This window comes from Lutimaribacter marinistellae, from assembly GCF_042648365.1.
Classification (GTDB): domain Bacteria; phylum Pseudomonadota; class Alphaproteobacteria; order Rhodobacterales; family Rhodobacteraceae; genus Lutimaribacter_A; species Lutimaribacter_A marinistellae.
In genome coordinates, this window is sequence record NZ_JBHRXI010000010.1 from 515,981 (window position 1) to 538,953 (window position 22,973).

Sequence of the window (22,973 nt, forward strand, 5' to 3'; positions counted from 1 at the left end):
TCCTCAGATCAGGGCGGTAGCAAGGGATGGAAAGGCCAGCACCAACGCCAGAAGCACCAGCATCATCAGGGCAAACGGCGCGGCACCGCGAAAGATATCGCCCAAGGAAATAGCCGGATCATCCAAAGCGGATTTGATGACAAAGACGGAAATTCCGAACGGTGGCGTGAGCAGCCCGATCTCGACAGCGATGATGGTGACGATGCCGAACCAGATGAGGTCAACCTGCATCACCGACAAAACCGGCAGCATCAGCGGAACGAGGATCAGCATGATCGACGAGGAATCGAGGATCGTCCCCATCACGATCACCAGTGCGACATAGGCCAGAATGACGCCCCAGTATCCGATCTCGGCGCTTGCCACGAATTCGCCGAACCCAGCGGGTACTCCCGACAGGGCCAGCATGCGCGAATACATCTGCGCGGCGATGATGAGAAAGCAGATCGCAGCCGTGACCAGACCGGTATCGTTCAGGACCTGCCAGAAATCGCGCCAACCCAGCGAACGGCGGGCAAGGCCGATCACGATCGCGCCGAGGCAACCGACCGCCCCGGCCTCGATCGGGGTGAAATAGCCACCGTAGATGCCGCCCAGAACGGCTCCGATCAGGGTCAGCAACGGGAGGCTCTTGGCCACCAGTTCCTGTTGCGTCAGGGGGGATCGCGTCGCTGCATCCGACATCTCGCCCAGCGCCTGCGGCCGCAGGCGCGCGGTAAGCCAGATGCCGACGCCAAACAGCGTGGCCAACAACAGGCCGGGAATGACCCCTGCGATGAACAGATCGCCCACCGATTGCTCGGTCAATAGCCCGTAGAGGATCAGCAGCAGGCTCGGCGGGATCAGCATACCCAGTACCGAAGAGCCCGCGACCACCCCGACCGAAAAGCGCGCCGAATAGCCGTGGCGCATCATCTCGGGAACGGCGATGCGGGTGAAAACGGCCGCCGAAGCAATGGAGATGCCGGTAATGGCCGCAAATATGGCATTTGCACCAACCGTTCCGATCCCCAAGCCACCCGAAAGCTTGCGGAACAGGTGGTTCGCGACGTCGAACGCATCGCGGCCCATGCCGGTCACCGACACGATGTAGCCCATCAGCACGAACAGAGGCACCACGCCGAAGAAATAACTGGAAATGGTTTCCGACGCCGCCAGCGCAAGCAACTTGCCCGCCAGCAACGGCGAGCCCTTGATCGCCCAGACCCCGACATAAGAGGACAGCATCAACGCAAAAGGCACCCAGAAGCCAAGGTAGACCATCGCCACCATCGCGCCAAAGGACACGAGACCTATCTCGAACGGGCTCATCCGCGCCTCCCGACAAGCCGGATCAACGCCGCAAGAGCAAAAAGGAGAAGCTGGACAAGCAAGGCCGCGCATCCGATCTGGATAACCAGCTTGACGGGCCATACCGGCGCGGTGAAGTCGCCAACCGTACCTTCGAACGTGTTACGCTGCCACGCTTTCACGAAGAGCGGCAGGGATGCGGTGTAGAGTTGCCAGACCAGGGCGCTGGCGGCGAGGGCGAAGACAAGCTCGATCCCCTGGCGCAGACGGGGCGCACGGGCCTCGATGGCGCCCAGCATGGCGTCTGCCCGCGTCAGGCGGCCCTTTCTGAAGGTCTGTGCAATCTGAAGGAATACGATGGCGACGATGGACATGGAAACGATCTCGGGCACGCCGGAGACAGGCGCGCCAAAGAACGCGCGGCCAATAACATCGACATTGATCAAGACCATCAAGGCAAGGATCAAGACGGTTCCGGCAACGTTGAGCGCTCCGGTCACGGCGTCCACGAGGCGCCGCAGCGTCAGGAACCACGCGGGCAAGCCGCCGGCCTCACCCTCGCTCATCGCGTCAGCCATGCATCCGGCTCCCTTCGCCCTCGATATGCAAGCGGGGCCGGCCGAAACCGGCCGCTGCCCCCTGTGCCAACTGCGTCACTCCTGATCCCAGTTGCGAACTGGCGTCGCGCCGGCGGCCCGCATCGTGTCCATGTAGGTCTTGAGAACCTCGGTGCCTTTGAGGCCCTCGGCATCCAGCCGCTCGGCCCAGAGCTTGGCGACGTTGTCCATCCCGTCGGCCCACTCCTTGCGGAAGGCTTCGTCGACCTCGGAAATCGTCGCGCCTTGCTCCTCCATCATCGACAGAAAGGTCGACACCGAAGCATCGAGATCGGCGTGATAGGCCACGCGGTCCGCCTCTGCGGCATCTCTCAGAGCCTGCTGAACCACGGGATCCAACCCATCGAACCAGTCCTTGTTGGCAGCGAGACCGCCGGCATACTGCGCGCCGAAACCCACCTTGGTGATATAGGGTGCGACCTCGTGCAGCTTGCCCGGCAAAGCGGCAGAGGCGAAGACGATCACCCCGTCATACACGCCGGTCTTGATCTCGTTGTAATAGGTGGTGAGGTTGCCGGACACGCCCACAGCGCCGGTCCCCTCCAGCCAGTTCACCGCGGGTCCTGGCGCAGCGATCTTTCGGCCGTCGAGATCGGCGATGTCCTCAACGGGAAAGGTTGTCATCAAAAGGTAATCGTCGATACCGATGGCCCCGCCGAGGTATTCGAGGCCGTTTGCTTCCCACGAGGCGCGCATGACCTCATCCGTAGCCTGCAATTCATCCATCCACTCGCTGACAACGGTGGAATCCGAAATCACGAACGGGGTGAAATAGGTAACGTTCTGAACGGCCAGCTTCGCCGGGTCGAACAGCGACGATACCAGCCCGATCTCGGCCAGCCCTTCCTCAACCGCCTCAAGCTCTTCGCCGACCTTGGCCAGCGACCCGCCATATTGTTCGGACCAGGTGATGGAATGGTCGGTCCCCTCGAGCGCCTCGTTGACCGCCGGGATGAACGTCTGGCTGGCATGTTTGACCCAGCGGAAGACCGGCGGATGGCCCGCAACGATCGTAACGGTCATTTCTTCGGCCATTGCAGCACCGCCGCTTGCCAGCATGACCGCAGCCGCGGTCAATCTCGTGATATGGTTCATGGTTTCCTCCCCGGATGAACGCTAGGTCAGCGCGCGGATACCCGCGCAGATGAAGGGTATTATGTGGTCGAGCATCTGGTCGGCATCACCGTCGTCGCACAGCCCGTCGGACAGGCGGTGGGCGCGGCCGGTCTTGGCCATCATCGTCATGCCGACCCCGATCGCGAACATGTAGGCCCAGACGGCGTTGGGCCGCGTCAGTCCCGGCTCGGCCTCCATCAAAGCGGAGATGTATTCCCGTGCGATGGGGTCGTAATACGTTTCGGCCAGCGCCTGATCGCGCGGGTCGGCGGAATTGGCGAAACTCACGAGGATCCGCGCATAAGCGCCGCCGTCTCGGGCCTGATCCAACCCGGCCTCGATGGTAGGACGGAACAATGCATCCACGATCGCTTCCAGCCGAGGTGCCGCCGAGCCGCGCAGCTCCTTCAGTCGCCGTGCGCGTGCGCCGTTGATCTGGTCGGACCGCCGAGCGACGACAGCCTCGAACAAGCCCTCTTTCGACTTGAAGTGGTAGTGGATGAGCCCCTGTGCCACCTCGGCACGCTCGGCGATTTCACGAAGGGCAGAACCTTCGAAGCCCGAAGCCGCGAACACCTGTTCAGCCGCGTCAAGGATGGCGTCGAAACGGCGCGCGCTGCGCGCCGCAGGGGTTTGAGCCGTCTCGGGCAAGAGTTCCTCCCAGACTCCTGACTGATCGCTCAGTCAGGATTTTCGGTTCCCCGAGTCGTGTCAAGCCATTTGACGCCCCACGCATGCCTATTCACCTGAGGCGGTTTCGCAGCAGTCTGCGCTTGAATGCGAATGAGCGGCGGCCGACCGGTAAAGCGGACATCGCGCAAGCCAACACTCGAACGTTGACAAATTTCCGATTCGGCAAATACCATTTGCACACAAACAACAATCGATCTTCAACAGGGATCGCAGCTTTGGACTATATCGTGCCCACCGGACTGGAGGAGGCCTTTGGCCACCTTGCACGTGGCCCCGTGCATATCGTCGCGGGCGGAACCGACTATTATCCATCTCGTCGGCGCGGTGCATTGGCTTGTGATCTTCTGGATGTCACGCGCATTGCCGAATTGCAGGGAGTAACCCGGGGCGATGCAGGCTGGAGGATCGGCGCTGCAACGCGGTGGAGCGATGTCATCCATGCCGACCTGCCCCCGGCCTTCAATGGCTTGAAGGCGGCCGCGCGCGAGGTCGGCAGCATCCAGATCCAGAATGCGGGAACGGTCGCCGGGAACCTGTGCAATGCCTCCCCGGCCGCAGACGGTGTACCGCCGCTGCTGACGCTCGATGCGCAGGTAGAGCTGGGGTCATCGCAAGGTTTGCGCATGCTTGCGCTGTCGGATTTCATTACCGGCCCACGGCGCACCGCCCTGCAGCCCGGCGAAATGGTGACCGCAATACATGTTCCCGAACCGCCGAACGGTGCCACCAGCGGCTTTGCAAAGCTGGGCGCGCGACGTTACCTCGTGATCTCGATCACGATGACGGCCGCTTTGCTGACGCTCGACCAGCGAGGGTTCATCGCCGAGGCAAGAGTGGCGGTCGGTGCCTGTTCGCCCGTGGCATGTCGCCTGCCGGCGCTTGAGGCATCTCTCATCGGTCAGGACCCGTCTGCGCCAAGTATCGACAGCGCGCTATTGTCCCCGCTCGCCCCCATCGACGACGTCCGGGGCAGTGCCGCCTATCGTGCGGATGCGGTTTCCGAACAGATTGCCGAAGCTCTGCGCGCGGCCGGAGGGAAACATGGATAAATCCATTTCCAACCACACCACGGATTTTGCGCTGAACGGCTCGCCTGTGAGCATCAGCCCCCGCGCCGGAGAACGGCTGTCCGAGGCGCTGCGCGAACGGCTTGGCGCCCGTGACGTTAAAATCGGCTGCAATGCGGGCGACTGCGGGGCCTGCACCGTGCTTGTCGATGGAGCGCCGGTCTGCGCGTGCCTGATGCCCGCCCAACAAGCCGCCGGGCGCGAAGTCCAAACCCTGTCGGGGCTGATACAGACCGATCCGGTCAGCCAAGACCTGGCCGAGCGGTTTCGCGCGCATGGCGCTGCACAATGCGGGATCTGTACACCGGGCATGATGGTAACGGCCACCGCCTTGCTGCGCGTGGATCCGGAACCGGACGAACAGCAGGCGATGGATGCTCTCGGCGGCGTTCTGTGCCGCTGCACGGGCTACCGCAAGATCCTGGATGCCGTGACTGGCGCGCCCGCTCCTGCTACCGGCCCTGCCGACGGGCATACCGGTGCCTCGGTTCCGCGGCTGGACGGGCTTGCCAAGATCACCGGAACCGAACGCTTTGGCGACGATATCGCCCCCGCGGGAACGCTTGAGCTGTTACTGATCCGGTCTCCATTCGCTCGGTCTGGCTTCGCCTTTGGCGATCTCGACCGGTTTCTGGAGGATACTCCCGGTATCGAGGCCATCCTGACCGCCAAGGATGTGCCCGGGCGCAACCTGTTCGGCACCATCCCCGGCTTCATCGACCAGCCCGTTTTCGCGACGACCGAAACAAGGTTCCGCGGCGATCCTGTGGCAGCGGTGATCGGTACGCCGGAGGCTATCGCCGATTTCGACCTGGCTGGTTTTCCGGTCACGTGGGAGGAACGCCCCGCCGTGCAGGATGTCGAGGCCGCGATGGCAGACGGTGCGCCCCTGCTGCACGCCGACAGAACGGGCAACGTGATGTGTGCCGGTCGCGTTGTCCACGGGGATGCCGAGGCGGCGCTGGACCGGGCCGACATGGTCGTCGAAGCCGCGTTTCGCACCCGTTTCGTCGAACACGCCTATATCGAGCCGGAGGCAGGCTATGCCCGCATGGATGGCGACAAGGTCGAAATTCACGCGTGCACGCAAGCTCCGGTCATGGACCAGGAAGGGCTGATGGACATCCTCGCCCTGCCCCGCGACAAGGTCCGGATCGTGCCATCCGCGGTGGGAGGAGGGTTCGGCGCCAAGCTGGACCTGAGCGTGCAGCCCTACCTGGCGCTTGGTGCTTTGAAAACGGGCAAGCCCGTGCGCCTGACCTACACGCGGACCGAGTCGATGCAGGCCACCACCAAACGCCACCCGGCCGAGATGCGCGTCAGGATCGGTGCGATGCGTGACGGGCGGCTCTCGGGCCTTGTCTTCGATGGCGAATTCAATACCGGCGCCTATGCAAGCTGGGGACCGACAGTCGCCAACCGTGTGCCTGTTCATGCGTCGGGGCCTTACCGGGTGCCGGACTATCGGTGCGTGGCAACCGGCGTCTATACCCACAACCCACCCTCGGGCGCTTTCCGGGGGTTCGGCGTACCACAAGCCGCCATCGCGCAGGAATGCCTGTTCGACGAACTCGCCGAAGAGTTGGGGATGGACGCGCTGGAGTTCCGGTTGAGCAACGCGCTGCAGAGCGGAGAACCCACGGTATGCGGCCAGGTGTTCGACAAGGGCGTGGGCATCACCAAATGCCTCGAGGCTCTGCGGGACGGTTGGACCACCGCCAAGGCCGAGGTCGAAACGTTCAACGCGTCTTCGGAAACCGTGAAGCGCGGCGTTGGACTTGGGGCCGGATGGTACGGCTGCGGCAACACCTCGCTTCCCAACCCCTCCACGATCAAGGCCGGGATCACCCCCGACGGGCGGTTAAGGCTGCATCAGGGAGCGATGGATATCGGTCAGGGCGCCAACACCGTGATTGCACAGATCTATGCAACCGCACTCGGCATCCCGGTCGAGATGATCGAACTGGTCGGAGCCGATACCGATGTCACCCCCGACGGCGGCAAGACATCGGCCTCGCGTCAGACCTATGTCTCGGGCAACGCCGCCCGCCTTTCAGGCGAGGCGATGAGGGCGCAGATCCTTGCGCGTGCCAATGCCGGAACCGAGGCCGTGATCCTTCTGGAGCATGGGGCAATGCGGATCGAGGATGGCGGGCGGACGCACATTATTGACCTTGGCGCACTGGACCCCGACGCAGAGGGTTACGTGCTCCGATCCGAGGAAACCTATGACCCGCCGACCAAACCCCTCGACGAGAATGGACAGGGTGTTCCCTATGCGCAGTTCGGTTACGCCGCGCATCTGATTGTGGTCGAAGTCGACACGAGAATGGGCACCGCGCGTCCCGTTCGCGTCCTCGCGGCGCATGACGTCGGCCACGCAATCAACCCCGAACTGGTCGAAGGGCAGGTGCATGGCGGCGTGGCACAAGGCCTCGGCATGGCATTGATGGAAGAGTACATTCCGGGTCGGACCGAAAACCTCCACGACTATCTGATCCCAACAATCGGGGATGTGCCGCCCATCGAGACGCTGATCATCGAAGAGCCGGATGGGCACGGACCCTATGGTGCCAAGGGGCTGGGCGAACATGCGCTGATTCCGACCGCGCCCGCGATCCTGAACGCGATTCGCAACGCCTGCGGAGTGAGGATGCGCGAACTGCCAGTCACGCCGTCGCGCTTGCGCGCGGCCATTCTGGAGCAAGGTCATGGCTGATCGGGACAAGCCAGAAAAGATCCGCTGCGATGCCTGCCCTGTGCTGTGCTACATCGCCGAAGGACGCTCGGGCGCGTGCGACCGCTACGCCAACCATGGCGGAGAGCTGGTCCGGCTGGATGCGCTGACGGTGATCGAGCATGGTGATCAGAAACTCGTTTCCTTCATGAAGGATGCCACGCCCGATGAATGGGATGGTGATCTGGTTCTGGGCAACCGTACATTCGTGACGGCCGTCGGCGCTGGCACCACCTATCCCGATTACAAGCCCGCCCCCTTCATCGTCAGCCAGCAGGTCAAGGGCGTCGACATGGTCACCGTGGTGACCGAAGGGATATTCTCTTATTGCGGCGTCAAGGTGAAGATCGACACCGACCGTCACATCGGCCACGAACGCGACGTGGTCCGCGTGGATGGCGAACCCGTCGGCCACGTGATGACAAGCGAGTACGGGTCCAAGATGCTGTCGCTCGGCGGCGTCGAGCACCTGACAGGCGGGTCCAAGAAGGAAGGGCGCGTGACCTGCGATACCCTTCTGAAACTCTGCAACCGGGATGCGGTCGAGATGGTGATCGGTGAGCCGGGCCACGAGACCACGCTGGCGGTGCAGGCCGGCCACCCGCCGATCATCAACGGTCAGACAGAGAAGCTGATGCGTGTGGGCTGCGGTTCGGCCGCGATAGGGATGTTCGCCAAGCAGTGGCTGGGCCATGCAGACGAGGTCGTGGTTGTCGACGACCACATCACCGGCGTCCTGTCCGAGCATCAGGCGGGCAAGATGCTGGATGTGCCGCCCACCGGCATCCGCATCAAGGGCCGCCGATCGACACCGGGCCGGTACTTTCAGGTTGCAGAACCCGGCACTGGCTGGGGTGGGACGGATATCACCGATCCCTTGGTGATCCTTGGCGACTGGAAGGCCGAAATCGCTTGGCCAGGCCTGCGCCTGCTCATGGTGTCCACGACCGGCGAGCAATATGCCTATTTCGAACTGGACGAGGATTTGCGCCCGAAACCTGCCGCGATACCAGACGCGTTGAAGGCAAGCGCCGACCTGATCGCCGAGAACTGCGAACCCTCCGTCTGTTCGGTGCTTTTCATGGGCGGTGCGGGCGGTAGCCTGCGTGCGGGCGTGACCGAGAATCCGGTTCGCCTGACGAAATCCGTGAAGGAGTCGCTTACCTACGTGTCCTGCGGCGGTGCCGAGGCCTATGTCTGGCCCGGGGGCGGGATCACCGTGATGGTCGACGTGCTCGACATGCCGACGCAAAGCTTTGGCTATGTTCCGACGCCGGCCCTTGTGGCACCCATCGAGTTCACTATGCGGGTTAGCGATTACGACACCTTGGGTGGCCATATCGATGAAATCCGTCCCGTGGATCGCGTGGTCGGCGACAACGCGCGAAAGGTCCCGCCCGAAGAGCGGCAACCGGACCCGATGGATCACGCGAACTACCGCTGGGCCAAATGACATGGAGGCGATGGCGGCCATACTTCCCTGCGGAACCCGTTTGCACCTGCAACATGGCCCCATCGACCTGATCATCGGCGCTGATGGCGCGCGCGACGAAGCCTTTGCCGCGGCCCGGTCCCGGTTCGCGACAGTGCTGCAGGAGCTTGTTTCAGAACTGCCATTTCTGCGCCGCGCACTGCAGTCAGACCGCCGTGGCCCGAACGGAACAGTTGCCCAACGGATGACGCGCGCGGTGCTGCCGCACTGCCGCACCTTCGTCACACCGATGGCGGCGGTTGCAGGTGCGGTGGCCGACGAGGTTCTTGCAGCCATGACGGATTGCGCGGCAGTCTCGCGAGCATACGTCAACAACGGCGGAGACATCGCTCTCTACCTCGCTCCCGGGCACAGTTTCGTTACCGCGATTGCAGGATTGGATGGCCGCAGCAACGGGCAGCTTACGGTCCGCGCCAGTGACGGCATAGGCGGGATCGCCACCTCGGGGAGCGGGGGGCGCAGCTTGTCGATGGGGATCGCGGATGCAGTCACCGTTCTGGCCAAGGACGCGGCAAGCGCGGATGTCGCTGCCACGTTGATCGCCAATGCGGTTGATTTGCCGGATCACCCGGCGATTCACAGGGTGCCCGCGCACGAAAGAGATCCCGATAGCGATCTAAAAAATCATTTGATCACAAATGGTTGCGAACATCTTTCGTTGCCCGAAATCCACGATGCACTGCAAAACGGTCGGATCGTGGCGCAAAACATGATCCGGCAGGGTTTGATCATGTCGGCCTGCCTGTTCCTGCGCGGGGAAACCTGCCATGCGGGGATGTCTCACCTCGTCCCCTTACCCGGAGATATGGAAAATGCCTGACGTCAATCTGCGCAAGACAGTCTCTTCGCTCGAAGAGATTTTTCACGAGGGCGGACCAGTCGCCGAGGTTCCACTTCGCCGTGCCGCGATCCTTGCCATTATCGCAAACCCCTTCGCCGGGCGCTACGAGGCGGAGATTCAACCGTTCATGGAGGATCTGAAGCCTCTGGGCCTGCAAATGGCGCAGGATCTTCTGGAGATGCTGGGCGGCCCGGATCAGGTCCAAGGGTACGGCAAAGGTGCAATCATCGGCGAGGCCGGCGAGCTGGAGCATGGCGCGCTTTGGCACGCGCCGGGCGGCTACGCCATGCGCCAACTTCTGGGTACGGCCAATGCCATCGTGCCCTCGACCAAAAAGGTGGGCGGTGTGGGGGCGCGGTTGGACGTGCCGATCACGCATATCAACGCGTCCTACGTGCGTAGTCATTTCGACGCGATGGAAGTTGGCTGCAATGACGCGCCCCGTGCCGACGAGATGGCGCTGGCACTGGTGATGACAACCGGCCCGCGTGTGCATTCGCGGTCCGGCGGGCTGGAAGCCTGGGAAATCAAGGGAGAGGACGGGCTGAGATGACCAAGATCCGCAAGATCGCAGTGAACGTGGAAGAAACCCACATCGAAGCCGGACGCGACATCGCGCCGCCAACGCGCAAGGCTGTCGCCGTTGCGGTGATCGAGAACCCCTTTGCCGGGAAGTATGTCGACGATCTGTCGCCCCTGATGGAAACCGGCGCGGAACTCGGCGCGCTTCTGGGTCGTCGATGCGTCGAGGCGTTGGGAATCAGCGCGTCGCAGGCCGAAAGCTATGGCAAGTCGGCTATGGTGGGCGAGAATGGCGAGCTGGAACATGCCGCTGCAATCCTGCATCCGAAACTTGGCGCACCTCTGCGGAAAGAGGTTGAAAAGGGTGCCGCCCTAGTCCCCTCGTCAAAGAAGATGGGCAGCCCCGGCCAAGTGCTCGACGTGCCGCTCGGGCATAAGGACGCCGCCTATGTCCGGTCTCATTTCGACGGGATCGAGGTGCGACTGAATGATGCGCCGCGCGCGAACGAGATCATGGTCGCCGTCGCCGTAACCGACAGCGGGCGGCCCCTGCCTCGCGTCGGCGGTCTGACCGCTGACCAAGCCGAAGGGAAAGACGGGCTCAGATAGACCAGCGCCGGGTTCAACCGGCCGAAATGATATCCAACCGGAGGACGATACATGACCCTAATCAGACGGACCGTTCTGGGTGCGCTCGCTGCGCTGCCGCTTGCAATGCATCCGATAACCGCAAGCGCGCAGGAGACCATCGTTCTGGGCGAGGTGAACAGCTACACACGCCTTCCCGCCTTCCTCGAGCCCTACAAAAAGGGCTGGGAGCTTGCCATCGAGCAGATTAACGCCGAGGGCGGCGTGATGGGCAAACAGCTCGAGGTGGTCAGCCGTGATGACACGGGCGATCCGGCCACTGCCATCCGCATCGCCGAAGAACTGGTGTCGAAAGAGGGTGCCGTGATGATCTTCGGCACTTTCCTGTCCAACATCGGCTTGGCCGTTGCCGATTTCGCCAAGCAGAAAGAGGTGCTGTTCCTTGCCTCCGAGCCGCTTTCGGATGCGATCGTGTGGTCCAAGGGGAACAAGTACACCTATCGCCTTCGCCCCTCGACCCACATGCAGGCCGCGATGCTGGCCGAACAGGCCGCGAAGCTGGACGCAGTGAAATGGGCCACGGTCGCCCCCAACTATGCCTATGGGCAGGATGCAGTGAAAGCGTTCAAGTCCGAACTGAAACGGCTGAAACCGGATGTCGAATTCGTCGAGGAACAGTGGCCGCCTGTCTTCAAGATCGATGCCGGGTCTACCGTGCGCGCTCTGGAACAGTCCAAGCCGGACGCGATCTACAACGTCACGTTTGGCGGGGACCTCGCCAAGTTCGTCCGCGAGGGTTCTTTGCGCTTCCTGTTCGAGGATCGCGATGTGGTCTCTCTGCTGACCGGTGAGCCGGAGTACCTCGACCCGCTGGGCGGCGAAGCCCCCGAGGGGTGGATCGTGACGGGCTATCCGTCGATGGCCATCGACACGCCGGAGCATGACGCGTTCGAAAAGGCCTACATGGACAAATGGGGCGAAAAGCCCAAGACCGGGTCGATCGTCGGGTACAACTCTGTCCTGACCATCAAGGCCGCTCTGGAAAAGGCCGGATCGACCGACACGGCCGCGCTCCTCGCCGCTATGGACGGTCTCGAAGTCGCGTCCAGCCCTACCGGGCCGTTCATGTTCAGAGCAGCCGATCATCAATCCACCATGGGCGCCTATGTCGGGAAAACCGGCATGGTGGACGGCGCACCGGCGATGGTCAACTGGGCTTATGCGGACGGGGCGGATTACCTCCCCTCCGAAGAAGACGCAGCCAAGTTGCGCCCTGCCGAGTGAAGCCGACAAAGGCAGGGCGCAATGCGCGCCCTGCCCGTTTGAATAACCAGACAGGGACGGTGGCCTGATGGGCTTTTATCTGGCGCAATTGCTGACGGGGTTGGCCAATGCCTCCTCGCTCTTTCTGATCGCGAGCGGGCTGTCGATCATCTTCGGTGTGACCCGGATCGTGAACTTTGCCCATGGCTCGTTCTACATGGTGGGCGCATACATCGCCTATACGCTGGTCACGATGTGGTCGGGGTCGATACTCGGCTACTGGGGGGGCGTGATCCTTGCGGCCGCTGCGGTCGGGCTTATCGGCCTCGTGATCGAGTTGACCATCCTGCGCCGAATCTACCAGGCACCCGAACTGTTCCAACTTGTCGCGACCTTCGGTGTCGTGCTGATCTTCCAGGATCTGACGCTGGCCATCTGGGGTGCCGAAGATTTGCTGGGTCCACGAGCGCCGGGGCTGGACCGCGCAGTGCGTATCATGGGCGAGCCCATCCCGGAATACGACTTGGCCTTGATCGCTATTGGCCCTGCCGTGTTGCTGGCCATCTGGCTGTTGTTTCACCGGACGCGCTGGGGCGTGCTGGTCCGCGCGGCCACGCAGGACCGCGAGATGGTCGGCGCGCTTGGCGTGAACCAGGCGTGGCTGTTTTCCGCGACATTCATCCTCGGCGCCTTTCTGGCGGGTCTCGGCGGGGCCTTGCAGATCCCGCGTGAGGCGGTTTCGCTGCAAATGGACCTGTCGATCATCGGCGAGGCATTCGTCGTCGTCGTCATCGGCGGCATGGGCAGCGTGACGGGCGCCTTCGTTGCCGCGGTGCTCATCTCGGTTCTCAACGCCTTTGCGATTCTCATCTTTCCCCAGATTTCGATCGTTTTGCCCTTCGTCGTGATGGCCGTTGTGCTGATCGTCCGACCTTACGGGTTGTTCGGCAAACCGGGCAGCGAGCACGGCGCACCCGAGGAGCCCGAACAACCCTTGGCGCTTTTGGGGCAAAAGGGGATGATGGTGCTTTTGGCCGGCGTCGTCGTCCTGGCGCTCAGCCCGTTGGCCGTGGCGGAGTTTACCACGATCCTGCTGGTCGACGTCATGGTGGCAACTCTCTTTGCCGTGTCGCTGCATTTCATGATGGGCGTCGGTGGCATGGTCAGTTTCGGACATGCTGCCTATTTCGGCGTCGGTGCCTATGCGGCAGCCATGGCGGTGACCTATTTCGGGTTTCCCATGCTGCCGTCAATGCTCTTCGCTCCGATTTGCGCGGCGGCGGCTGCCTTGTTCTTCGGTTGGTTCTGCGTGCGGCTCTCCGGGGTTTACCTCGCCATGCTGACGCTGGCAGCCGCACAGATCCTGTGGGGCGTCACTTTCCAATGGCAGGACTTTACAGGCGGTGATGACGGCATTCTTGGCGTCTGGCCAGCGAAATGGGCCAGCGACGACCGGGTCTATTTCTACATAGCCTTCGTGCTGTGCATTGGTGGCATCTGGCTGTTGCGGCGGGCGGCGCATTCGCCCTTCGGCTACATCCTGCGCGGCGTGCGCGACAGCCGCATCAGGGCCGAGTCGATCGGGGTCGACACCCGGTTTCATCAATGGATGGGATTCACTCTCGCGGGCACGCTTGCGGGCCTTGCCGGCGTCGTTTTCGCCTTTTCCAAGGGGTCGGTCTTTCCCGACACGCTGGGCATCGCCTTGTCCATCGATGGGCTGATCATGGTGCTTTTGGGCGGCATCCACGCATTGGCGGGACCGATCTACGGTGCCGTCGCGTTCGTGATGATCGAGGATTGGGTGACACGGCTCGACTATTGGCGCTTTATCTTCGGCGCCATCATCCTTGTGGTCGTCCTGCTGGCGCCAGACGGGATCGCGGGCGGCGTCAATCGGCTGGCCCGCGCGATCCGGGGAGGTCGTGCATGAACGTTGTTCTCGAGGTGAACGGGCTTTGCAAAAGCTTCGGAGGTGTGCAAGCGGTCGACGATGTCAGCTTTGCGGTCAACAAGGGCGAGTTTCTTGCGCTGATCGGGCCCAATGGCGCGGGCAAGACGACCTGTTTCAACATGCTGAACGGGTACCTGCGGCCCGACAGGGGCTCGGTCGCCTTGCGCGGCAAGGAACTGATCGGAACACCGCCGCGACGGATCTGGCGGCTGGGGGTCGGTCGCACCTTTCAGATCACCGAAACGTTCCTGTCCATGACCGTCCGCGAGAATGTTCAGATGGCGCTGATCTCTCATCACCGGCGCATCTACGACATCTTTTCGCGCGCCACCCGTCTATACGTGGACGAGGCAGATGCCCTGCTCGATCTTGTATCGATGCGCGACCAAGCCACGCGGCCCTGTTCCGAGCTTGCTTATGGTGACCTCAAGCGGCTGGAACTGGCCATTGCGCTTGCCCATAAACCCGCCCTCCTGCTGATGGATGAGCCGACCGCCGGGATGGCCCCGTCCGAACGCATCGCGCTGATGGCGCTGACTGCGGGCATTGTCGAACGCGAGGGCGTCAGCGTGGTGTTTACTGAACACGACATGGATGTCGTCTTTGCCCATGCTCATCGTATCCTTGTCCTGAACCGGGGCGCGTTGATCGCCGAAGGAACCGGTGCCGAGATCCGCGCAAATCCGACCGTGCAAGAGGTCTATCTGGGCGGTGGAACCGTCTTTACCGAAGAGGCAAGCCATGCTTGAGGTCGATGCACTGCACGCCCGCTATGGGCGCGCACAGATCCTGAATGGCGTGTCGCTGGATGTCGGCGAGAACGAGGTCGTCGCCCTTCTTGGGCGCAACGGCGCGGGAAAGTCGACCACGATGAAATCGGTTATGGGACTTGTCCGCCAGACCGACGGAAACATTCGCTATGACGGCCAGCAGATCCGGGGAAAACCGTCCCACCAGATCTGCCGGACCGGTATAGGTTACGTCCCGGAGGAACGCCGCATCTTTGGCGATCTCACCGTCGAGGAGAATCTCGAAGTCGGTCGCCGAGGCGCGCGTGAGGACGCCCCCGAATGGTCGCTGGACCATCTGTTCGAGCTTTTCCCGAACCTTGCAGAGCGGCGACGCAACCTGGGCAAACAATTGTCGGGCGGTGAGCAGCAGATGCTGACGATCGCACGCACCCTGATGGGCAATCCCAAGCTGGTGCTGCTTGACGAGCCATCCGAAGGCATTGCACCGGTCATCGTGGAACAGATGGCGCGGGTTATCGCCGAACTCAAGGCCGAGGGGTTGTCGGTGCTGTTGTCGGAACAGAACCTTCACTTCGCCCGGCTGGTCTCGGACAGGGCATACATCATCGAAAAAGGTGAAATGCGCTGGGATGGAACATTTGCCGATCTGGACGCACAACCCGAGATTTCGAACAGTTATCTGGCAGTTTGACCCAATTTCGCCTAGCCCTGTCATTGACGTTCAAGGAGAATGCCCATGGCAGAGCATGACAGCCCATATGTCCTCGACGGTCAGGTCGGCTATCTCATGCGGCTGGCCACGCAGCGCCATGCGGCGATTTTTCAGTCCCTGACGCTCGAAGGGCTGACCGCCATGCAGTTTGCAGCTCTGGTTCGCATAGCCGAACAAGGAAAATGCTCACAAAATCATCTGGGCCGTCTGGCGGCCATGGACGTGGCAACGATCAAGGGCGTTGTCGACCGGCTTCGCGCCAAGGGACTGACCGTGACCGAACCCGACCCGAACGACAAGCGCCGCACGCTGATTTCGCTGTCCGCCAGCGGTCAGGCGCTGCTTGAGCGTATGTACGACAGAGGCCACGAGATCACCGAAGCAACCCTTGCCCCGCTCACCCCCGAGGAACGGACCGCGTTGGTGGCGATCCTGCGCAAGATCACCTAGGACACGACCTGCGGCAGCCGCGTCGCGGGCGGTGTGTTGCGGCTGCGTTCCGAGCGTACGACGCCGTCGATGATCGTCATGCCCACACCGGGCAGGTTGCCCAATTGTACGGACTCGAGGATCGTGGACCCCGGCGCGTGCTGCGCCTGGTCCATCAGCACGAAATCCGCCGCGTATCCGCGCTCCAACAGGCCTGCGTCCAGCTCTCGCTGGCGCGCCGTATTGCCATTGGCGAAACAGAACGCGACCTCGGCCGGCACGTTGCCCAATGCGGACAGCATTGCCACCATTCGCAGGATCCCGAGGGGCTGCACACCCGATCCCGCGGGGCCGTCGGTGCCCAGGATGATCCGCTCCATCTGGTTTAGTTCGCGTGCCGTGTTCAACGTCAGCAGCGCGGCGCGTTCGTTGCCATTGTGGACGATCTCCAGCCCGGCCTGACAGCTTTCGCACAGGCAGGTGATCTGATCGTCGGGAAGCGCCGAATGCCCGCCATTGATGTGGCCAATCACGTCCGTGCCGGTTTCCAGCACCATGTCCGCATCGATCAGGCCGGAACCTGGGATGGACGGACCGCCTGTGTGGATCGTGGACTGGATGCCGTATTTCCGCGCCCAGTCGACCATCTGTTTTGCAGTCTTGCCGTCCTTGACGGTGCCAAGCCCCACCTCGCCCAGCAGCTTGACGCCGGCATCGGCCATTTCCTTGAAATCCTGCTCGACCATCCCGTGTTCGATGACTGGCGCACCGGCATGGACCTTGACCCCCGAGGGGCGGAAATTCTCGTACCAGCGCTGCGACGCGATCGCCATTGCCTTCAGGCCGACGATATCCTTTGGCCTGCCCGGCATGTGCACTTCGCCGGCCGAGATCATCGTCGTGACGCCGCCATGCAGGGTCGAATCGATCCAGTGAAGCTGCTGTTGCCGGGGGGTGTAATCACCCACGACCGGATGCACGTGGCTGTCGATCAAACCCGGGGCAAGCGTTACGCCATTGGCGTCGATGAGCGTATCGGCATCCTCGGTGTCGAGATCGCTTTCGTACCCCCAGTCCGAGATCCGACCGTCGATGGCGACCACACAATCCCCGTCAAAGATGGGCTGCTCCATCTTGCCCGAAAGTATGAGACCGATATTCCGGATCACCAGCTTGGTCATGATACACTCCCGCATTCCGCCCTTTGTTGGCAGGCTAACGGGTTTGCATCACCGGTCAAGCATGCTTGTCCGAATGTGCTGGTGTCATCGCGAGGATAACCCGCGAACGGGCAGTCAATCCTCAGGTATTGAACAGGAAATGCATCACGTCGCCATCCTTGACGACATAGCCCTTGCCTTCGGCGCGCATCTTGCCGGCTTCCTTGGCGCCCTGCTCTCCATCACAGGCTATGTAATCGTCATAAGCGATGGTCTCTGCCCGGATGAAGCCCTTTTCGAAATCGCCATGAATCACGCCTGCCGCCTGCGGCGCCGCGGTTCCCTGCCGGATCGTCCAGGCGCGCGCCTCTTTCGGACCCACGGTAAAGTAAGTCTCAAGATGCAGCAGGTCGTATCCGGCGCGGATCAACCGGTCGAGACCCGGCTCCTCCAATCCCATCTCTTCGAGAAACATCGCGGCTTCTTCGTCGTCGAGTTGGCTGATCTCTTCTTCGATCCGGGCGCTGATGATGACGTGACCGTTGCCCTGCGCAGCGGCCATCTCGGCAACGCGTGCGGAGTGTTCATTGCCTTCGGCAGCCTCGTCCTCGGCGACGTTGCAGACATAAAGAACGGGCTTGGTCGTGAGAAGTTGCAGGGTCTTCCAAGCCTTCGCATCCTCGGCGTCCACGGAGACCAGACGCGCGGGCTTACCCTGTTCGAGCATCTCCTGCGCGGCGGCAAGCAACCTGTCCTGCTGCTGCGCTTCCTTGTCGTTGCCCTTGAGCTTGCGAACAAGGTTCGCGCGGCGCTTCTCGATGCTCTCAAGATCAGCCAGCATCAGCTCCGTTTCGATGGTATCGGCATCGGCCACCGGATCGACACGGCCCTCGACATGGGTCACATCCCCGTCTTCGAAACAGCGCAGCACATGGGCGATGGCGTCAACCTCACGGATGTTGGCAAGGAACTGGTTGCCCAGCCCTTCGCCCTTGGACGCGCCTTTCACCAACCCGGCGATATCCACGAATGTCATGCGGGTCGGGATCACCTGGCGCGACTTGGCTATGGCGGCCAGCTTGTCGAGGCGCGCATCCGGAACGGCAACCTCACCCACATTGGGTTCGATCGTGCAGAAGGGAAAGTTTGCAGCCTGTGCCGCCGCCGTACGGGTCAGCGCGTTGAACAGGGTCGATTTGCCGACATTTGGCAACCCCACGATTCCCATTTTGAAGCCCATGTCGCACTCCTGTCTGTACCGATCTGCGCCTGCGCGCCGCTTCTATGCAGCGCAGACGTTAATGGCAAGCAAGGTCGAACCTTTCCCGACCTCGCGCGTTTGCGAACAGGTGTTGTTGATCAAGGCACTTGAAACGTCCCGTGCGAACGATGATGTCTACGGCGCTCGGGAGGACCAAACAATTTGAAGTAATTGGAAACTGAATGAAAAAGCTGATTCTCCCCCTGGCCCTGACAGTGCTTTCCGTGCAAGCTTCGGCCCAGGAGATCGTGGTTGGCGCCGGTTACACGCGGCACAACGGAAACTTCGCAATCGACGACGCGGCATTCACGCTCGAATACCACCATTCGCCATTCTATGACCGTCCGCGGCTCGACCTCGCATTTGGGGCCGCCCTTTCCGGCAACATGGACGGCGACCTACATGCCGGTATCGGTGTCGTCGGCACCTACGACATCAATGAAAGATGGTTCGTCGAAGCAAGCGTGATGCCCGGATCTTTCTGGGAAAGCATCTCGGACAACACGCTGGGCAGCCGTTTCCAGATCCGCAGCCTTTTGGCGGTCGGCTACAAAATGGACTCGGGGAACAAGCTGTCGCTGGCCATTACGCACAAGTCGAACGCCAGCACGACGGATTACAATCCCGGTCTCGATACCGTCTTGATGCGCTATCATGTGGCATTTTGAACGTCGGTGTCGGGCATGGCATTGATTTTCCCCCCGACATTCTGCACATCGGGCTGACCCTTAACGCAAGGAAGCCCGATGACCCGTATCGACGCAAAATTCGCCGCGCTGAAATCTGACAACAAGAAGGCGTTCGTGGCTTATGTCATGGCCGGCGATCCCGATTTCGACACTTCGCTGGAAGTGGTCAAGGGGTTGCCGGGTGCCGGTGTCGACATTATCGAACTGGGGCTTCCCTTCACCGACCCGATGGCCGACGGTCCGACGATCCAGTTGGCCGGTCAGCGCGCGCTAGAGGCCGGCATGACGCTGGACCGGACCCTGGAACTTGCCCGCCGCTTTCGCGACGGCGACGACACGACCCCCATTGTGCTGATGGGGTATTACAACCCGATCTACAGCCGCGGGGTCGATACCTTTCTGGACCAGGCAAAGGCGGCCGGGATCGACGGGCTGATCGTGGTCGACCTGCCACCCGAGGAGGATGACGAACTGTGTATCCCTGCCCAAAAGGCAGGTTTGAACTTCATTCGCCTCGCCACGCCCACGACCGATGACAAGCGTTTGCCGCGTGTTCTGCAGAACACATCGGGTTTCGTCTATTACGTCTCGATCACCGGGATCACCGGTGCGGCCGAGGCCGATGCCGCGGATGTGGCGCCGGAAGTGACCCGGATCAAGGCGCAAACCGACCTGCCGATCATCGTGGGTTTTGGCATCAACACCCCAGAAAAGTCGAAGGCCATCGCCTCGGTGGCCGACGGTGCCGTTGTCGGATCGGCCATCGTAAGCCAGATCGGTGCAGGAAAACCGGCGCAAGAGGTGTTGGCCTTCGTCAAGTTGCTGGCCGACGGGGCACACAGCGCCTGACGATCAGGGTCTGCGCCGAAGGATGTTGATGCCGGAATACTCCGCGACCTGTTCGTCGTTCTGGTTGAAGATCTCGCTGCGCACCACGATGTGACCCCGATCCGGCCGGGACCGCGACGGCGCGGCCTCTACAACCGTCGCGACACAGCGCAACCGGTCGCCGGGGCGAACGGGCTTCACCCACTTCACGTCGCGCATCCCGGGCGACCCCATCGATGCTTCGGCCCATAGACCGCTCTGGTACCATTGGTGAAATGCCGAAATGAGCGTGTGCCAACCGCTGGCGATCAGACCGCCGTATATGCTGTCTCGGGCGGCTTCGGCGTCGATATGGAACGGTTGTGGGTCCCATTGCCGGGCAAAGGCGATGATCTCGTCCTCTGTCATGTCCCACGCATCCGTTTCATGTCGGAACCCGACCGGAAAATCCTCCCAATACAGTGCCACCGTGCCAACTCCTGTTCGATTTCAACGCAGGGCAGAGTGTCGCTGATGGCGCGGATTGCCAAGCCCGGCAATGATTGGTAAAGAAACATAACCAATTTAAGGATGCGATCTCATGGCGGTCATTACGGAAATCGAAGATCTGAAACGCATCTACGAACGTCGCGTGCCCCGCATGTTCTACGATTACTGCGAAAGCGGCAGCTGGACCGAGCAGACATTTCGCGAAAACAGCAGCGATTTCGACCTGATTCGCCTGCGGCAGAAGGTTGCCGTGGACATGTCGGGCCGCTCGACCGCAGGCCAGATGATCGGGCAGGACGTCGCGATGCCTGTGGCCCTGGCCCCGGTGGGCCTGACCGGAATGCAACATGCGGATGGCGAGATGAAGGCCGCAAAGGCCGCCGAGGCCTTTGGCGTGCCCTTTACCCTTTCGACCATGTCCATCAACTCGATCGAGGACGTGGCCGGAGCGACAAGCAAACCGTTCTGGTTCCAGCTCTACACGATGAAGGACGAGGATTACGTTCGCCGCCTGATCGAACGCGCCAAGGCGGCGAAGTGTTCGGCACTGGTCATCACGCTCGACCTGCAAATCCTTGGCCAACGGCATAAGGATCTGAAGAACGGGCTCTCGGCCCCACCAAAACTGACGCCCAAAACAATCGCGAACCTCGCCACGAAATGGGCGTGGGGTCTTGAGATGCTGAGCGCAAAACGACGCGAATTCGGCAATATCGTGGGCCATGTCGAGGGGATCTCGGATGCCTCGAGCCTTGGTGCATGGACGGCCGAGCAGTTCGACCCAAGCCTTGACTGGGGCAAGGTCGAAAAACTGATGGATCAGTGGGGCGGCAAGGTCATCCTAAAAGGCATTCTCGACCCCGAGGATGCCAAGATGGCCGCCAAGCTGGGTGCCGACGCGATCGTGGTTTCGAACCACGGAGGCCGCCAGCTCGACGGTGCACTCAGTTCCATCCGGATGCTGCCAGCGATCATGGACGCGGTTGGGGGCGACATCGAGGTCCATCTCGACAGCGGCATCCGCTCTGGCCAGGACGTTCTCAAGGCGCTTGCGCTGGGGGCCAAAGGCACGTTCATCGGACGGGCGTTTGTCTATGGTCTCGGTGCGATGGGTCAGGCGGGTGTGACGAAAGCGCTCGAGGTTATCCACCGCGAGCTCGACATCACCATGGCTCTCTGCGGTGAACGCAACGTTGGCGACCTTGGCCGTCACAACCTGCTGGTGCCCGAGGATTTCGGCGGACGCTGGCAGAACTGAACTTACGCTGCGGCAAAACTTGCCCAAAGCCGCGCGGAAAGCGCTTTGCAACAGGTCCGATTCGTCGTATAGGCGCGGCTTCACGCGGGGTGACAGCCTTGGAGGGACCCCGCCCTAGCAATGGAGATACACGATGGCAGGTGAGATTCCTGATCTTATCGCCCAGGAACGGACGGGGACAGGCAAGGGCGCCGCTCGTCAGGCACGCCGCGATGGCATGGTTCCGGGTGTTGTTTACGGTGGCGAGCAAGACCCGCTTCCGATCGCGATTGAATTCAACGGGCTTCTGAAGCGCCTGAAGGACGGCCGCTTCAAGTCGACCTTGTTCAACCTCAAGGTTGACGGGCATGACGACGTGCGCGTGATCTGCCGTGACGTTCAGCGCGACGTGGTCAAGGACCTTCCGGTTCACCTCGACCTGATGCGCCTGCGCCGCACCACCAAGATCAACCTGTTCATTCCCGTCGAGTTCGTCGGCGAAGACAGCGCTCCCGGCATCAAGAAGGGCGGCGTTCTGACCGTTGTTCGTCCCGAAGTCGAATTGCTGGTAACTGCCGGCGATATCCCGGAAAAGATCGTCGTTGACGTGTCCGGCATGAATATCGGCGACACTGCAACCATCTCGATGGTTGACCTGCCCCAGGGCGCAAAGCCCACGATCGACCGTGATTTCGTGATCGCGAACATCCAGGCGCCGTCGGGCCTTGCCTCGCAGGACGACGACGAGGAGAAAGATCCGGAAGACGTCGAAGTCATCGAAGGTGCGGCAGAGCGCGGCGACGAGGACTGATCCTCGCCCACGCATCGCCAAATCGTTCAAGCGGGGCCCTTCAGGGCCCCGTTTTTCATTCCTCTAGGACGCTCTCGAATATTTCGAGCTGCGGCGGCTCCAGATACAGGTACCGCGTATCGCCTGCCCCCTTGTGGGCCGCACGGAACGCCTCGGACCGGGTCCACGCCTCGAAGGCTTCGCGATCCTTCCACGTCGAATGCGAGGCATAAAGGACATGATCCTCGGCCTCTGGCCCCCGCATCAGGTGAAAGGACAGGAAACCGGGTACCGACTTCAGGTGGCTGTCACGCCGCGCCCAGACCTGCTCGAACGCGTCGACATGGGCCTTTCGTACCTTGAATCGGTTCATGGTTAGGTACATTTCGCGTCCTTTCTCTGGATATCCCTCATCATTCACGCCATCTAGGGCGCACCGACAGATC

Annotated in this window: 23 protein-coding genes; 15 read left to right on the forward strand and 8 right to left on the reverse strand. The window is 62.0% G+C overall.

All coding sequences use genetic code 11. From position 1 onward, the window contains the following. Nucleotides 1-3: 3 nt before the first annotated feature. The 4 genes from ACFORG_RS11215 to ACFORG_RS11230 form a co-directional block, all read right to left on the reverse strand. A complete protein-coding gene (locus tag ACFORG_RS11215) occupies nucleotides 4-1,311 on the reverse strand; it encodes a TRAP transporter large permease (protein ID WP_386735537.1) in 1,308 nt (435 codons plus the stop codon). Then, nucleotides 1,308-1,868, reverse strand: a complete 561-nt coding sequence (locus ACFORG_RS11220; protein WP_386735539.1) for a TRAP transporter small permease subunit — start codon at nucleotides 1,866-1,868, stop codon at nucleotides 1,308-1,310. Before ACFORG_RS11220 ends, ACFORG_RS11215 begins: the two co-directional genes overlap by 4 nt. A gap of 75 nt (nucleotides 1,869-1,943) precedes the next feature. After that, nucleotides 1,944-3,002, reverse strand: coding sequence for a C4-dicarboxylate TRAP transporter substrate-binding protein (locus ACFORG_RS11225; RefSeq protein WP_386735540.1), 1,059 nt, complete (start codon nucleotides 3,000-3,002; stop codon nucleotides 1,944-1,946). Nucleotides 3,003-3,023: 21 nt separating this feature from the next. Beyond that, the gene (locus ACFORG_RS11230) at nucleotides 3,024-3,674 is read right to left on the reverse strand and encodes a TetR/AcrR family transcriptional regulator (RefSeq protein ID WP_386735541.1); all 651 of its coding nucleotides are present in this window, start codon (nucleotides 3,672-3,674) and stop codon (nucleotides 3,024-3,026) included. Nucleotides 3,675-3,931: 257 nt separating this feature from the next. On the opposite strand from ACFORG_RS11230, the gene ACFORG_RS11235 reads away from it, so the two are divergent. The 11 genes from ACFORG_RS11235 (at nucleotide 3,932) to ACFORG_RS11285 (ending at nucleotide 16,094) form a co-directional block, all read left to right on the forward strand. Next, on the forward strand, nucleotides 3,932-4,765 hold the full coding sequence (locus tag ACFORG_RS11235; protein ID WP_386735543.1) for an FAD binding domain-containing protein: 834 nt from the start codon (nucleotides 3,932-3,934) through the stop codon (nucleotides 4,763-4,765). After that, nucleotides 4,758-7,502 (forward strand): molybdopterin-dependent oxidoreductase, encoded by a 2,745-nt coding sequence (locus ACFORG_RS11240; protein ID WP_386735544.1) that lies wholly within the window; start codon nucleotides 4,758-4,760, stop codon nucleotides 7,500-7,502. Before ACFORG_RS11235 ends, ACFORG_RS11240 begins: the two co-directional genes overlap by 8 nt. After that, the gene (locus ACFORG_RS11245; protein ID WP_386735545.1) at nucleotides 7,495-8,973 is read left to right on the forward strand and encodes a 6-hydroxynicotinate reductase; all 1,479 of its coding nucleotides are present in this window, start codon (nucleotides 7,495-7,497) and stop codon (nucleotides 8,971-8,973) included. Before ACFORG_RS11240 ends, ACFORG_RS11245 begins: the two co-directional genes overlap by 8 nt. A 10-nt stretch (nucleotides 8,974-8,983) precedes the next feature. After that, nucleotides 8,984-9,832 carry a UPF0280 family protein gene (locus ACFORG_RS11250; protein WP_386735546.1) on the forward strand — a complete coding sequence of 283 codons (849 nt, stop codon included), beginning with the start codon at nucleotides 8,984-8,986 and terminating at the stop codon, nucleotides 9,830-9,832. Next, entirely contained in the window at nucleotides 9,825-10,406 is a 582-nt protein-coding gene (locus ACFORG_RS11255; RefSeq protein ID WP_386735547.1) for an amino acid synthesis family protein, read from the forward strand. Before ACFORG_RS11250 ends, ACFORG_RS11255 begins: the two co-directional genes overlap by 8 nt. After that, nucleotides 10,403-10,984 carry an amino acid synthesis family protein gene (locus ACFORG_RS11260; RefSeq protein ID WP_386735548.1) on the forward strand — a complete coding sequence of 194 codons (582 nt, stop codon included), beginning with the start codon at nucleotides 10,403-10,405 and terminating at the stop codon, nucleotides 10,982-10,984. The genes ACFORG_RS11255 and ACFORG_RS11260 overlap by 4 nt, the downstream gene beginning before the upstream one ends. Before the next feature lie 51 nt (nucleotides 10,985-11,035). Further along, complete coding sequence (locus ACFORG_RS11265) at nucleotides 11,036-12,247, forward strand: ABC transporter substrate-binding protein (protein WP_386735549.1); 1,212 nt, start codon at nucleotides 11,036-11,038, stop codon at nucleotides 12,245-12,247. Between the two features lie 67 nt (nucleotides 12,248-12,314). Continuing rightward, nucleotides 12,315-14,159, forward strand: a complete 1,845-nt coding sequence (locus tag ACFORG_RS11270; protein WP_386735550.1) for an ABC transporter permease — start codon at nucleotides 12,315-12,317, stop codon at nucleotides 14,157-14,159. Next, entirely contained in the window at nucleotides 14,156-14,929 is a 774-nt protein-coding gene (locus tag ACFORG_RS11275; RefSeq protein ID WP_386735551.1) for an ABC transporter ATP-binding protein, read from the forward strand. Before ACFORG_RS11270 ends, ACFORG_RS11275 begins: the two co-directional genes overlap by 4 nt. After that, nucleotides 14,922-15,623 carry an ABC transporter ATP-binding protein gene (locus tag ACFORG_RS11280; protein ID WP_386735552.1) on the forward strand — a complete coding sequence of 234 codons (702 nt, stop codon included), beginning with the start codon at nucleotides 14,922-14,924 and terminating at the stop codon, nucleotides 15,621-15,623. Before ACFORG_RS11275 ends, ACFORG_RS11280 begins: the two co-directional genes overlap by 8 nt. 45 nt (nucleotides 15,624-15,668) lie before the next feature. Beyond that, nucleotides 15,669-16,094 (forward strand): MarR family winged helix-turn-helix transcriptional regulator, encoded by a 426-nt coding sequence (locus ACFORG_RS11285; RefSeq protein ID WP_386735553.1) that lies wholly within the window; start codon nucleotides 15,669-15,671, stop codon nucleotides 16,092-16,094. On the opposite strand, the gene ACFORG_RS11290 is transcribed toward ACFORG_RS11285, so the two are convergent. Then, the gene (locus tag ACFORG_RS11290; protein WP_386735554.1) at nucleotides 16,091-17,254 is read right to left on the reverse strand and encodes an amidohydrolase family protein; all 1,164 of its coding nucleotides are present in this window, start codon (nucleotides 17,252-17,254) and stop codon (nucleotides 16,091-16,093) included. The genes ACFORG_RS11285 and ACFORG_RS11290 overlap by 4 nt on opposite strands. 121 nt (nucleotides 17,255-17,375) lie before the next feature. Beyond that, nucleotides 17,376-18,473, reverse strand: coding sequence for a redox-regulated ATPase YchF (gene ychF, locus ACFORG_RS11295; RefSeq protein ID WP_386735555.1), 1,098 nt, complete (start codon nucleotides 18,471-18,473; stop codon nucleotides 17,376-17,378). 203 nt (nucleotides 18,474-18,676) lie between these two features. Between ychF and ACFORG_RS11300 the strand changes: the two genes are divergently transcribed. Then, a complete protein-coding gene (locus tag ACFORG_RS11300) occupies nucleotides 18,677-19,162 on the forward strand; it encodes an acyloxyacyl hydrolase (protein WP_386735557.1) in 486 nt (161 codons plus the stop codon). A 78-nt stretch (nucleotides 19,163-19,240) separates the two neighbouring features. Next, the gene (trpA, locus tag ACFORG_RS11305) at nucleotides 19,241-20,032 is read left to right on the forward strand and encodes a tryptophan synthase subunit alpha (RefSeq protein WP_386735558.1); all 792 of its coding nucleotides are present in this window, start codon (nucleotides 19,241-19,243) and stop codon (nucleotides 20,030-20,032) included. Between the two features lie 3 nt (nucleotides 20,033-20,035). Here the strand turns inward: trpA and ACFORG_RS11310 are convergent, their stop codons facing one another. Beyond that, a complete protein-coding gene (locus ACFORG_RS11310) occupies nucleotides 20,036-20,479 on the reverse strand; it encodes a MaoC family dehydratase (protein WP_386735559.1) in 444 nt (147 codons plus the stop codon). 112 nt (nucleotides 20,480-20,591) lie between these two features. Here ACFORG_RS11310 and ACFORG_RS11315 point away from each other — a divergent pair, with 112 nt between their 5' ends. Together ACFORG_RS11315 and ACFORG_RS11320 are read left to right on the forward strand one after the other, a co-directional pair. Beyond that, nucleotides 20,592-21,758 (forward strand): alpha-hydroxy acid oxidase, encoded by a 1,167-nt coding sequence (locus ACFORG_RS11315; RefSeq protein WP_386735560.1) that lies wholly within the window; start codon nucleotides 20,592-20,594, stop codon nucleotides 21,756-21,758. Between the two features lie 133 nt (nucleotides 21,759-21,891). Beyond that, entirely contained in the window at nucleotides 21,892-22,548 is a 657-nt protein-coding gene (locus tag ACFORG_RS11320) for a 50S ribosomal protein L25/general stress protein Ctc (RefSeq protein ID WP_386735562.1), read from the forward strand. Nucleotides 22,549-22,603: 55 nt separating this feature from the next. On the opposite strand, the gene ACFORG_RS11325 is transcribed toward ACFORG_RS11320, so the two are convergent. Beyond that, nucleotides 22,604-22,912 (reverse strand): antibiotic biosynthesis monooxygenase family protein, encoded by a 309-nt coding sequence (locus ACFORG_RS11325; protein WP_386735563.1) that lies wholly within the window; start codon nucleotides 22,910-22,912, stop codon nucleotides 22,604-22,606. Nucleotides 22,913-22,973 lie beyond the last annotated feature (61 nt).